Source organism: Bacillus sp. AC266 (assembly GCF_979253805.1).
In genome coordinates, this window is sequence record NZ_CEEDEC010000009.1 from 45,472 (window position 1) to 58,653 (window position 13,182).

The window sequence follows — 13,182 nt, forward strand, 5'->3', positions numbered from 1 at the left end:
TAAAAGCATCTAATTCAGATGCTTTTTTGTATTTTTAAAGGTTATCAAAAAGGAGATATATCAGAAATTAGTATATTTGTATAAATATACAGATAATTATATTTATTTTTAAAATAAAAACAATTAAAAAGTATGTCATATTGAATGCCCATACATTCCCTAAATCACTGTGTTTTTTATAAAAAATCAAAAAAACATCAACATATTTGTCGATACATGTTGTATAATCTTGCGTGGGAAGCTATCATATAAATGTATAAAACGTTTACTAACATACGCGAAGGGAAGAATAGCATGTCACATTCAATCGAACAACTTTCTATCAACACGATTCGCACATTATCCATTGATGCGATTGAAAAAGCAAACTCTGGTCACCCAGGAATGCCAATGGGTGCAGCACCAATGGCTTATACATTATGGACTCAATTTATGAAACACAATCCAAATAACCCAACGTGGTTTAACCGCGATCGTTTCGTATTATCTGCAGGTCATGGCTCAATGTTACTATACAGTCTACTTCATCTATCTGGTTATGACTTAACAATGGATGATTTAAAGAACTTCCGTCAATGGGGAAGCAAAACTCCAGGACATCCTGAGTATGGTCACACAGCAGGTGTAGACTCAACAACTGGTCCACTTGGACAAGGTATTGCAACTGCTGTAGGTATGGCAATGGCTGAAAGACATTTAGCGGCTAAATACAACCGTGATGCGTATAATGTAGTAGATCATCATACATACGCTATTTGTGGTGATGGAGATTTAATGGAAGGCGTTTCTGCTGAAGCATCTTCATTAGCTGCTCATTTACAATTAGGTCGTCTTGTTGTACTTTACGATTCAAACGATATTTCATTAGATGGCGATTTAAATCGTTCATTCTCTGAAAGTGTAGAAGATCGTTACAAAGCATACGGATGGCAAGTAATCCGTGTTGAGGATGGAAATGATATTGAAGTAATCGCAAAAGCAATTGAAGAAGCGAAAGCTGACGAAAAACGCCCAACGCTAATTGAAGTAAGAACGACAATTGGTTTCGGTTCTCCAAACAAATCAGGAAAATCAGCTTCACATGGTTCTCCACTTGGTGTAGACGAAACAAAATTAACGAAAGAAGCATACGCTTGGACTGCTGAACAAGACTTCCATGTAGCAGAAGAAGTATATGACAACTTCCGTAAAACAGTACAAGATGTTGGTGAAACGACGCAAGCTGCGTGGAACACGATGCTCGGTGAATATGCACAAGCATATCCAGAATTAGCAAACGAACTGCAAGCAGCAATGAACGGTCTTCTTCCAGAAGGTTGGGAACAAAGCTTACCAACTTATGAATTAGGATCAAAAGCAGCAACACGTAATTCTTCAGGTGCTGTAATTAATGCAATTGCAGAGTCTGTACCATCATTCTTCGGTGGATCTGCTGACCTTGCTGGTTCTAACAAAACATACATGAATAACGAAAAAGACTTTACAAGAGCTGATTACAGCGGAAAAAACATTTGGTACGGTGTACGTGAGTTCGCAATGGGTGCAGCAATGAACGGTATCGCACTTCATGGCGGTTTAAAAACTTACGGTGGTACGTTCTTCGTATTCTCTGACTACTTACGTCCAGCAATTCGTCTTGCAGCATTAATGCAATTGCCTGTAACGTATGTATTTACACATGACAGTATTGCTGTTGGTGAAGATGGTCCAACACATGAACCAGTTGAGCAATTAGCAGCGCTTCGTGCAATGCCAAATGTATCTGTTATTCGTCCAGCAGACGGTAACGAATCAGTTGCAGCTTGGAGACTAGCTCTAGAATCTACAAAAACACCAACTGCATTAGTGTTAACTCGTCAAGATCTTCCAACATTAGAAGGTGCAAAAGACGATACTTATGAAAAAGTAGCAAAAGGTGCATATGTAGTTTCTGCAAGCAAGAAAGAAACTGCTGATGTAATCTTAATTGCAACTGGATCTGAAGTAAGCTTAGCAATCGAAGCGCAAAAAGCTCTAGCAGCAGACGGCGTTGATGCAGCTGTTGTTAGCATGCCATCTATGGATCGCTTCGAAGCTCAAACTGCTGAGTACAAAGAATCTGTACTACCAAAAGCAGTAACGAAACGTTTCGCAATTGAAATGGGTGCTACATTCGGATGGCACCGTTACGTAGGCCTTGATGGAGATGTACTAGGTATCGACACATTCGGTGCTTCTGCTCCTGGTGAGAAGATTATGGAAGAGTATGGATTTACTGTAGAGAACGTTGTTCGTAAAGCAAAAGAAATGCTTTAATGATTTTAGAAAAATCTCTCCAGCATGGGGAGATTTTTCTATGTAATTGAGTTTTTTCGACAGGAAAAGTTTTTTCTCTCTCCGTAGTCAGACAATCATTGCAAATCTTCTCTTATATAATGTAGGGAAAAGGTTGTCCAGATCGGGAGGGGAAAAATGAAAACGTATGAATTGTATTTAATTCAAGAGGATATTGCGAAAGCTTACTTTGGTCGTGAATATTTGTTTTTTGATTTATTTGCTCGATTTTCAGAATCTGGGTTCCTTTCGGAGAAGAAAGTATTATATAAACAAATGACGTATATTACGATGCCGTTACAAGTAATGAAAATTCATCATAAATTAGAACAAGCTTTGCGTGTTCTTGGTAAATATGAAAGAACAAATCATACTCATACGCTTTATACAGGAGCCGAATACGGAGAAATAATGGTGAAACCACAATATATTCGAATAAATACTTCTGGAAATGTATCCATGGAAACAACTTTCTTTGAGGTGCTTAGAAAGTGTGAGTTAACATTTTTAGCGATGGATTATGAAAATAAAAAGTACGGTTGGTTAAATCCTCTCAAACAAGTACGAACATATGTGTAAAAAATGTCGAATAGTATCTTGTCTTATTGAAAAGGTTTTAGTACACTGTAAGGTAGACAACATGAAGGAGGAAAAGATATGCCAATGTGGTTAGGTATTCTAGTGGGCGTAGTAGCACTAGTAGCAGGCGTGGCGTTAGGATTTTTCATTGCCCGCAAATACATGATGAATTACTTACAAAAAAATCCACCAATTAACGAACAAATGTTAAAAATGATGATGATGCAAATGGGACAAAAACCTTCCCAAAAGAAAATCAATCAAATGATGAGCGCGATGAACAAGCAACAAACAAAATAAGCGCAAAAGGGCACTCTTACCGAGTGCCCTTTTCTTTTGGTTATAAAACATATTTAAAACTTTTAAATATTCTGTATTTTTGTTACACTGAAAACATCGCTCATTTTAAGGGAGGAGGATAAATATGAAAGTGTTTTTTAATTTAGCTTGGTTTTTTAAGCAAGAAAAACGAGCGTACATAATCGGAATTATTATGTTATTTGGTGTCGCGCTTCTTGAACTTGTAGCGCCAAGAGTACTAGGGATTGTAGTAGATGAAATTAATAGTGGAACATTAACGTCTGAAAAATTGTTGAACTGGGTTATTCTATTAGTAGTTGTAGGAATTATGATGTATATATTACGTTATTTATGGCGTATTATGATTTTTGGATCTTCTTTAAAACTAGCTCGTCAACTGCGAAAGAATCTATATGAACATTTTACTAAGATGAGCCCATCCTTTTATCAATCACGTCGCACAGGCGATTTGATGGCACATGCGACAAATGATATTCAGGCGATTCAGCAAACTGCGGGGGCAGGTGTTTTAACACTCGTTGATTCATTAGCTGTTGGAGGATGTGTACTCGTAGCGATGGGATTTACAATTAGTTGGAAGTTAACGTTATTAAGTTTAATTCCGATGCCAATTGTAGCTATTTCTACAAATTATTATGGAACTTTATTGCATAGAAGATTTCATAAGGCACAGCAATCGTTTTCTGAAATCAATGATAAAGTACAAGAAAGTATGAGTGGGATGAAGGTAATTCGCTCACTTGGACAAGAGAAAGAGGATTTACAAGCGTTTCGGAAAAAATCTGAAGATGTTGTACATAAAAATATGCTAGTGGCACGTATTGACTCGTTATTCGATCCAACGATTTCCCTAATTGTCGGATTTTCATTTTTGATCGCAATTTGTTACGGATCATTATTAGTCGTACGAGGTGAATTAACTGTAGGGGAATTAGTAACATTTACAACGTACTTAGGGACACTTGTATGGCCAATGTTAGCTTTTGGATGGCTATTTAATATTATGGAGCGTGGACGTGCTTCGTATGATCGTGTGGAGAAAATATTTTCACAAACTTCAGATGTAGTGAATAAGGAAAATGCTATACATGCTATAGCAAGTGGTGATGTTTCGTTTGCTGTTGATTCGTTTTCTTATAAAAAGAATGAACTATTAAACTTAAAAGATATTTACTTTAACTTAAGAAAAGGTGAAACGTTAGGAGTTGTAGGGCGTACCGGTGCAGGGAAGACGACGTTATTAAAATGTTTAATTCGAGAGTATGATCATTTTAATGGTGAATTAAAAGTTGGGGAGCGGGATATTCGAGATTTAACACTTCACGGTGTGCGTTCTGCAATTTCATATGTACCGCAAGATCACTTTTTATTTTCAGCGAGTATTGGGGAGAACATTGCTTTTGGAAAGGCCGATGCTACATATAAAGAAATTAGCCGAGCTGCTGATATTGCTTGTATTCATAATGATATATTTCAATTTCCAGAAGGGTATGACACTGTAGTAGGTGAAAGGGGCGTTTCACTATCAGGAGGTCAAAAACAGAGAATCTCTATTGCGCGTGCATTATTAACAAATGCTGAAATTTTAATATTAGATGATTGTTTATCAGCCGTAGATGCAAAAACAGAAGAAACTATTTTAACTGCATTGAAACGAGAAAGGGCAGAGAAAACGACGATTATTACTGCCCATCGTTTAAGTGCTATTCAGCATGCAAATCTTATTCTTGTTATTGATGAAGGTAGGGTTATGCAGCGAGGGACACATGAGCAATTAATGAAAGAAAATGGTTGGTATAAAGAAATGTACGAAAGCCAGCAGTTAGAGGCGTTAGTAGAGAAAGGAGGCGTATGATGGCTGAGAAAAAACGGAGTGATTTAAGAAGGTTGCTTTCTTATATGAGGCCCTATAAAGGGTTATTGGCGTTAGCATTTTTATTTCTAGTTGGTGCAACTGTAACTGAAATGATGGGTCCTTTTTTAATTAAGCAATTTCTTGATGAACACTTAGTGCCAGGTAACTTTGAACAATCAGCACTTGTAACCCTATTTGTAGTGTATATTATTGCTCATTTATTAAAAGTATTATTTACTTATTTAGACTTATTGTACTTTCAAAATATCGCTTTTAAGATTGTCCAAGATATGCGAGTTGAAGTGTATGAACATGTTCAAAAATTGTCATTAAGCTTCTTTGATCGTACGCCGATTGGTACGCTCGTATCTCGCATAACGAATGATACAGAAGCGATTAAGGATTTTTATGTTAGTGTACTATCAACATTCGTGAAAAATGTAGTCTTTTTAGTAGGGATTTTAGTAGCGATGTTTTTATTAGATGTAAAATTAGCGCTATTTTCGCTCATATTAATTCCGGTAATGTTTGCAATTATGGTGTTGTATCAACGGAAAAGTGCAGCTTTTTATTTAGAGGTACGTAATCAGCTGAGTATATTAAATGCAAAGTTAAATGAGTCCATTCAAGGTATGAATATTGTTCAGGTGTTCCGGCAAGAAAAGCGGATGAGAAAAGAATTTGAAGAAGTGAACAATAAACATTTTAGTGCTGGACGTCGTACATTGAAATTAGATGCATTACTTTTACGTCCAGCAACAGATCTTGTTCATATTGTAGCAATTGCGTTAGTACTTGGTTTATTCGGAATCGATGCTTTAAAGAGTCCTGTTGAAGTAGGGGTTTTATATGCTTTCGTTAACTATATTCATCGTTTCTTCCAGCCGGTAAATGAGATGATGATGAAACTATCTTTCTTCCAGCAAGCGCTTGTTTCATCATCGCGTGTATTTCATTTAATGGATGATAAAGATTTAGCTCCTGTTCAAATGGGGAGTGAACAGCCACGAGTAGCTAACGGGGAAATTCAGTTTAAAGATGTTACTTTTTCATATGATGGAAAGCGTGATGTTTTAAAAAATGTATCTTTTCACGTAAAGCCAGGGCAAACGGTTGCTTTCGTAGGGCATACTGGTAGCGGAAAGAGTACGATTATGAATTTATTAATGAGATTTTACAATATTAAATCAGGAAATATTGTAATAGACGGAGTAGATTTAGAGAAGTTCGAAGAACAAGAAATTCGAAAGAAAATTGGTCTTGTGCTGCAAGATGCATTTTTATTTGCTGGAAATGTAAAGCAAAATATTCGTATGTATAATGAAGAGATTACGGATGAAGAGATAGAGGAAGCGGCAAAGTTTGTGCAAGCGAATACGTTTATTGAAAAATTACCAGAGCAGTATGATACAGAAGTTGTCGAAAGAGGAGCTGCATTTTCTAGTGGTCAAAGGCAATTAATTGCTTTTGCTAGAACAATAGCAACCAATCCGAAAGTATTAGTGTTAGATGAAGCGACGGCAAATATTGATACAGAAACAGAAGAGGCTATCCAAACGGCATTGCAGCAAATGCGAAAAGGTAGAACAACGATAGCGATAGCGCACAGATTGTCTACAATCCAAGATGCGGATCAAATATTTGTTATGCATGAAGGGGAAATTGTAGAAAGTGGAACACATCAAGAGTTACTTAGTAAACAAGGACTTTACTATAATATGTACTTGCTACAAAATAAAGGGAGTTTGCAACAGGCCTTGTAGAATTACAAGGCCTTTTTTCTATTCTCTCAGATATTAAAATGTAATAAAATCTTCGAAATATGTGAGAGGTTTGTCGTGTCCTTTAACTAGAGTTGTACATATTGTATATAGAATAACAAAATTTGATAGGAGCTTTTATATGCAAAATAGATCCAGTTCAAATATTACGTTTATTGATGTGTCTCATTGGGAAGGAAATATTAATTGGAATGCTGTGAAGTCATCTGGCATTCCAGCGGCGTACGCAAAAGCGACGGACGGTGTGAACTATATTGACCCGACTTTCGTTCAAAATGTACAAGCTGCGAGAAATGCGAATGTATTAATTGGTGCATATCATTTTGCTCATCCAGAACAAAATGATGCAATTTCAGAAGCGAAATATTTTGTGAGTATATTACAGAGTAATCAGACGGACTTAATTCCTGTTTTAGATTTAGAATCGCCAACGGATACTAGCAATAGTAGTTTAACGGGTGCGACTATATCGAATTGGGCAAGAAGTTTCGTAAATTATGTGAAACAAGCTACTGGGAAAGATGTAATGTTATATACAGGAATTTGGTATATTAATGAATTTGGAATTAGCGGGTTAAGTGACATTCCACTTTGGATTTCCAAATATTCTAGTATACCGCCTGCTGATGCTGGTGGATGGACAGAGTGGACAGCATGGCAGTACACAGATTCTGGGCAAATTTCAGGTGTAGGAAATTGTGACGTATCAGCAGCTGTTTCATTAGAAGCTTTACAAGGAAATGGAGCAAGTGGTGGAGGGAATGTTTCCACGCCTAATAATGCGACTCCAGTATACGGAGTTGCTGTAATTAATGGAGATAATGTGAATTTACGAAGTGGACCATCTTTACAGTCTAGTGTAATTCGCCAATTGAATCGTGGCGAATCATATGAAGTTTGGGGAGAACAAAATGGATGGCTCTGCTTAGGGACAAATCAGTGGGTATATAATGATTCAAGTTATATTCAGTATAAACATTATGTAGCAACTATTACTGGCGATAATGTGAATCTGCGAGATGCTCCATCATTAAGCGGGAATGTTATAAGACAGTTACATCATGGTGAATCATATCGAGTATGGAGTAAGCAAGATGGATGGCTTTGCTTAGGGACAAATCAATGGGTATACTATGATTCAAGTTATATTCAGTATGGTGTACAATAAAGTGAATCTAAAAGGTATCTCGACTGAGGTGCCTTTTATGAAAAATATATAATTTTTACAAAGTGTATATTGATAACATAGTATAATGTAATTGATATATGTTTAAAAATAATCGAAAATGAAATAAAGGAGTAATAATATGGAGTATGTGCTAATAGGTGGGATTTTAATATTATTAGCTGTAGTGTTTGTACTGTTTTATAAAAATAAACAGTTAGAATCAGAGAGTCAGCAAGTAGAGTTTGAAAAGAAACAAGCGATTGAAACGTATGAAAATGAGATTGCAGCTACGATTACAGGGCATAAAGAACAACAGGATACTTTAAAGAATATGGAACAGAAAAAATATAATGATTTACAAGTGAATACAGCTAGAGAACTTGAAAATATGCGTATGATGAAAAATCAATTGGCTGTTCAACATAGTAAAGAACGTAGTGAAATGCAAGATAAGCATAGTAGTGAAATACATATGTTTCAAAATTTAATTGCGGATTTACGAGAATATACCAAAAATGGTGCTGAAGTGAATGCGCATGAAATATTACATTATATGAAGCGAGGTTTCGTTGAGCAAGGAATAATACTAGAAGAAGAGTTTCATATTATACCGAACGTTTTTATGATAAGCAATAAATATAGAGATAAACGTGACATAAATGATAATCGAATTCATCACCTTATCTTATGTAAAACTGGTATTTATCTACTTGTGACGAAAGAATGGACAGGGAAATTAATCCATGGCTTAACGAAAGAAAATGCGGGTATATATTCATTTATGATTGAGGAAATTGGTAAGTATCAACATGAAATTGAAAAAGAAGAGACATTTGAATTTATTACGGATGGAACTTCATTAACTTTGCAAGTAAGAAATGAAGGGAATCCAGCGTATAAAGCGAAAATTCTATCTCAAACTTTATATAATTGTTTGGAAGAAATGCAAGTAGATATTGTAAAGGAAAAAGTAAAACCAATTGTATATTTTGAAAATGAGAGTGGAAAAGAAGTTATTGATCTTTCTAATGAAGAATTGCCGAGATTTAAAAATAGAGAGCAAATTGTAATGTTTTTCAGAAATGAAGTTTTAACAAGTAAAGTAATATATACAGCACGAGAACTACAAAAGATTAGAGATATGATTGGCAAGATGAATTATGTTGTGAAGTGAAAAATAAAGTAGGGGTATTGAATGAATGGAGAAAGGTAAAGGCGCTATATTGAGGGGTATATTATACATTTATTTTTGTTTGCATATATTAATGTACATTGCGTTTATTTTCGTTATTGATATGGTTCATGTGTCATTGAGTGTAATGAGTATTTTGGTGGTAGTAATGCCTTTTATTTTATTAGTTATTATTCAAAAGTCTATCTTACATGTTTCGGCAAGACGTGATAAAGGTAAGAAACAACTGTTCACTATAATGATGGTAGGTCTCATTCCATTGCTAGTATGCACCGTACAATTAAGTATAAATAAATACACTTCAAATTTTAATCAGGATCGGTGGTTAAATTATGAAGAAAAACGAGTACATATGGTAGATGACCTATTACAGGAGCATAAATTGATAGGGAAATCAAACGAGGAAATTACAAAATTGTTAGGGGCCCCTACGAAAACAAGCAGTTTGGAAACGGGAATTACTACACTATACTATCTTGGGAATGAACGTGGTTTCATTCCTATAGATAGTGAATGTCTTGTTTTGCAATTTGATAAAGATGGTAAAGTTGTGAAATATGAGATGCAAAGAGATTAATGAGATTTAAAGAGAAGCTATATATTATAGCTTCTTTTCTATATTCCAATATAGAAAAAATAGGCAAATAGTAGTCATTCCTATCTATACGAATGAGATAGAGTTTGTTATATTGTAAAGGGTTATTTAGTTTAGAAGTCTGCTAGATAGCCTTAAATATTTTAGATTAGGGAGGGAAGTTAACACGAATTAAGATATAAACGTGTTAAATAATTAGTATGAAAAAAGAATTTTATAATGTTTTAGCTGCATCAATTGTATTTAGTATGGTAACTATTCCAAGTTTTTCCTATGCAGACACAGTAGAAAAGACCGTAACAATTTCAACAGACGAGCAAGCATTAAAAAGTATTGAAAGCCACATGAAAGATGAAGATGGACGTGGAGAGAGCAAAGGAATAACAAATGAAGTACAAGGAGATTTTTTTGTACATATAATAGGTTCAGCATCTTTATTTGATTCTGCTGAGTTACAAAAAGCGACAGGTGTTCAGCTTTCTAATCAAGTAGTGAAAGCCGAAAAACAAAAAGGAAACGCTTACTATATACAAACAGAATCTGGAACTGGGTGGATACAAAGTAGTGAAGGAAATGTAGAGGTTAAGGAAGTTTATCACTTGGCAAACGAAAAGTTAGTAATTAATGAAGAGACAGCTACATATTCCGCACCATTTAATTCATATAAAGACGAGAAAGTGTTACAACCGCAAACAATTATTGCAATTGGACAAGTTGGAGAGTGGTTCCAAGTTCAAATAGATAATGAGGTGAAATGGATTTATTCACCTTCAGCAAAATTTGAGGGTACAAAAGCATCTCTTATTCAAAGCACAACTCCAACTCGTACGAAACGTGCAGCGGTTATGTATACTGCACCAATAGAAGAGAAAACAGCGGATATTTACGGTGTACCATTAAAGGAAATGATTGTACCAACAGGTAATGAAAATATTCGTCCAGGTTATGCGATGAAACCAAAATACATTACAATTCATGAGACAGATAATTATAGTGTTGGAGCAAATGCTAGAAACCATGCACAATATTTATACAGTCAAGCAACAGGAACGACTGACCGTTCAGCATCTTGGCATTTTACAGTAGATGATAAAGAAATTTATCAACATCTACCATTAAATGAAAATGGTTGGCATGCTGGAGATGGATCAGAAGGAACCGGTAACAGAGAATCAATTGCAATTGAAATTGCTGTCAATCAAGATGGTGATTATAATAAAGCTGTGGAAAATGCTCGCAAACTAGCAGCCTATTTAATGGGGGAATTAAATATTCCTTTAGAAAATGTGAAAAAACATCAATTTTGGAGCGGAAAGAATTGTCCGGCCATTATGATAAGGAATAATGCGTGGGAGCCATTTTTACAGGGAACGAAAGCTTATTATGATGCGAATCATAAAGATGATATAACTGGCGGTTGGTATGAAGCAGATATTCGTGAATTAGATAAAAGAGGTATTATGGTTGGAGACGGTAAGGGTTCTTACTGGCCAGAACGTCTTGTAACACGTGGTGAATTTGCGAATTTAGTTTCAAGATCATTGCAATTACCAGAGGGGAAATCGAATTTCAAAGATTTAAGCACAGCTCATCCATCGCTAGTAGATGGTATTAATCGTGCAGCTAGTGCTGGGATTATAAGTGGACGAGGAAATGATATATTTGCTCCGAATGATACGATTAAACGTGATGAAGCTGTCATTATGATTGATCGTGCATTGCAATACAAAAATATTAAAGGTAATTTAGTTCCATTACCATTTACGGATCAAAATTTAGCGTATGATAAACAGGCGGTTCAACGTGTTTATGGGTTAGGTATCGTAAAAGGGAATGAGAATAATGAGTTTATGCCAAAAGGTTCTGCAACACGTGGGGAATCGGCAGCATTTATTAATAGAATGTTAAAAGTAATAGAGAGTAAATAATGGAAAGGCATTCGCTTTGGCGAGTGCTTTTTATTTTTCAATATGTTATAGAAAGGGGATGTGAATTTTGGCTGGAATAAGGAATGAAAGTGGAGGTGATGCATATATTTAGATGCATTGGGTAGTTTTTTGTAATTTCGTATAAAATGAAAAGGAGGTAGGGCGGTGAAATCAATACCGACTGATGTCCTGAGTAAGGAATTGATGGAAAGAGAAGGGGTTATATCTATTACAGTGATGGAATTTGAAAAGATAGAAGTGGCCGGAGTAGTTGTTTCTGGTCCAGCTGTTATTTTGATTAATCAAGAGTAAGTACATATTATTAATATAGAAAAGTAGAAAGAGCATCCATTTAGGATGCTTTTTGTTTGTATAGAGGTGCGCATGTGATAGATAATTGGAATATTGGAGGGGGAATATGTGGCAATTATTATAACAATGCTATTAATGGGAGTTTTATTAGGGTTTGTCGGAGCAGGAGGAGCTGGATTTATCATCGCGATACTCACTGTAGTATTCCATATCCCTATTCACGTTGCTCTTGCAACATCTCTAACTGCCATGGCATTTACGACATTATCTGGGGTAGTAAGTCATTATAGAGAAGGGAATGTTGTATTTGTAATAGGCGGAATTGTTGGGGGATTTGGAGCGATTGGTTCCTTTATTGGTTCGAAGTTTGGTTCGCTAATACCAGCGAATCTTCTACATTGGTTTACAGCGGGAATGTTATTTTTATCTGCAATTTTTATGTTTATTCGGTTGATTATGTTTCAAAAAAGATCACAGTCGTCTTTAAAAGGGCATAAAGAACTTTCGAAAGATAACGTGATTAAATGTATATTCCTCGGATTGGTGACTGGAATTTTAGCAGGTGCATTTGGTATTGGCTCAGCACCTTTTATCCAACTCGGATTAATGGTTCTATTAGGTTTAACAATCCGTCAATCTGTAGGGACGACAATGCTCGTTATATTACCAATCGCAATTGGAGGTGGGTTTGGATATAGTTCGGAAGGGTATTTAGATTATGTATTATTAGTACAAGTTTTAATCGGGACAATGTTAGGAGCATATATAGGAGCTAAGTTTACAAATTATGCACCTCGCATGCTTCTAAGGTTTTCGATGATTATGACACCAATATTAGCTGGATGTATGTTGTTAGTAGAGTAAAGAAATCTATTAATATATTTTACGAATGAATTATGTAAGTAATTCATATTTCTCATATAAAAGGATTTGCTTTAATATAATGAGTATAAAGTTCGAGTATTCGAAGTATTACTTGAATTATATCCCTATCCCTTTTCTAAAAATGCGAACAAGTTTTGCCCTATTCTATTCAATAGTTTATTGTATAGAAATATATTGTTCGATGACCATTATGGAACGCACATAATGGGTAAATCCCGATCCTTAAAGAGGATGCCCCTAATCTTCATGTGAA

11 protein-coding genes are annotated in these 13,182 nt (G+C 35.4%); all 11 read left to right on the plus strand.

Features of this window, described 5'->3' with window-relative positions:
- The first annotated feature begins 294 nt into the window (after positions 1-294).
- The 11 genes from tkt (at position 295) to AC0IXC_RS26225 (ending at position 12,908) form a co-directional block, all read left to right on the plus strand.
- Positions 295-2,295 carry a transketolase gene (gene tkt / locus AC0IXC_RS26175; protein WP_471653560.1) on the plus strand — a complete coding sequence of 667 codons (2,001 nt, stop codon included), beginning with the start codon at positions 295-297 and terminating at the stop codon, positions 2,293-2,295.
- 156 nt (positions 2,296-2,451) lie between these two features.
- Positions 2,452-2,892, plus strand: a complete 441-nt coding sequence (gene sirA / locus AC0IXC_RS26180; RefSeq protein ID WP_002014415.1) for a sporulation inhibitor of replication protein SirA — start codon at positions 2,452-2,454, stop codon at positions 2,890-2,892.
- Between the two features lie 78 nt (positions 2,893-2,970).
- Complete coding sequence (locus AC0IXC_RS26185; RefSeq protein WP_001132292.1) at positions 2,971-3,192, plus strand: YneF family protein; 222 nt, start codon at positions 2,971-2,973, stop codon at positions 3,190-3,192.
- A gap of 124 nt (positions 3,193-3,316) precedes the next feature.
- Complete coding sequence (locus AC0IXC_RS26190) at positions 3,317-5,068, plus strand: ABC transporter transmembrane domain-containing protein (RefSeq protein ID WP_002033485.1); 1,752 nt, start codon at positions 3,317-3,319, stop codon at positions 5,066-5,068.
- Positions 5,068-6,831, plus strand: coding sequence for an ABC transporter ATP-binding protein (locus AC0IXC_RS26195; RefSeq protein ID WP_002142762.1), 1,764 nt, complete (start codon positions 5,068-5,070; stop codon positions 6,829-6,831). Before AC0IXC_RS26190 ends, AC0IXC_RS26195 begins: the two co-directional genes overlap by 1 nt.
- 139 nt (positions 6,832-6,970) lie before the next feature.
- Positions 6,971-8,017, plus strand: coding sequence for a GH25 family lysozyme (locus AC0IXC_RS26200; RefSeq protein WP_471653561.1), 1,047 nt, complete (start codon positions 6,971-6,973; stop codon positions 8,015-8,017).
- Positions 8,018-8,156: 139 nt separating this feature from the next.
- A complete protein-coding gene (locus tag AC0IXC_RS26205) occupies positions 8,157-9,191 on the plus strand; it encodes a chromosome segregation protein (protein WP_061689957.1) in 1,035 nt (344 codons plus the stop codon).
- Positions 9,192-9,216: 25 nt separating this feature from the next.
- Positions 9,217-9,786, plus strand: coding sequence for a hypothetical protein (locus AC0IXC_RS26210; RefSeq protein ID WP_471653562.1), 570 nt, complete (start codon positions 9,217-9,219; stop codon positions 9,784-9,786).
- Between the two features lie 218 nt (positions 9,787-10,004).
- Complete coding sequence (locus tag AC0IXC_RS26215) at positions 10,005-11,732, plus strand: S-layer homology domain-containing protein (RefSeq protein ID WP_061689958.1); 1,728 nt, start codon at positions 10,005-10,007, stop codon at positions 11,730-11,732.
- 165 nt (positions 11,733-11,897) lie between these two features.
- Complete coding sequence (locus AC0IXC_RS26220) at positions 11,898-12,044, plus strand: BC1881 family protein (RefSeq protein ID WP_002033491.1); 147 nt, start codon at positions 11,898-11,900, stop codon at positions 12,042-12,044.
- A 108-nt stretch (positions 12,045-12,152) separates the two neighbouring features.
- A complete protein-coding gene (locus AC0IXC_RS26225; protein ID WP_061689959.1) occupies positions 12,153-12,908 on the plus strand; it encodes a sulfite exporter TauE/SafE family protein in 756 nt (251 codons plus the stop codon).
- The last annotated feature ends 274 nt before the right edge of the window (positions 12,909-13,182 follow it).

What these genes read in the sequence shown, in the direction of transcription:
- tkt (WP_471653560.1), top strand. Translation starts at nt 295, where the DNA reads ATGTCACATTCAATCGAACAACTTTCTATCAACACGATTCGCACATTA.
- sirA (WP_002014415.1), top strand. Translation starts at nt 2,452, where the DNA reads ATGAAAACGTATGAATTGTATTTAATTCAAGAGGATATTGCGAAAGCT.
- AC0IXC_RS26185 (WP_001132292.1), top strand. Translation starts at nt 2,971, where the DNA reads ATGCCAATGTGGTTAGGTATTCTAGTGGGCGTAGTAGCACTAGTAGCA.
- AC0IXC_RS26190 (WP_002033485.1), top strand. Translation starts at nt 3,317, where the DNA reads ATGAAAGTGTTTTTTAATTTAGCTTGGTTTTTTAAGCAAGAAAAACGA.
- AC0IXC_RS26195 (WP_002142762.1), top strand. Translation starts at nt 5,068, where the DNA reads ATGGCTGAGAAAAAACGGAGTGATTTAAGAAGGTTGCTTTCTTATATG.
- AC0IXC_RS26200 (WP_471653561.1), top strand. Translation starts at nt 6,971, where the DNA reads ATGCAAAATAGATCCAGTTCAAATATTACGTTTATTGATGTGTCTCAT.
- AC0IXC_RS26205 (WP_061689957.1), top strand. Translation starts at nt 8,157, where the DNA reads ATGGAGTATGTGCTAATAGGTGGGATTTTAATATTATTAGCTGTAGTG.
- AC0IXC_RS26210 (WP_471653562.1), top strand. Translation starts at nt 9,217, where the DNA reads ATGGAGAAAGGTAAAGGCGCTATATTGAGGGGTATATTATACATTTAT.
- AC0IXC_RS26215 (WP_061689958.1), top strand. Translation starts at nt 10,005, where the DNA reads ATGAAAAAAGAATTTTATAATGTTTTAGCTGCATCAATTGTATTTAGT.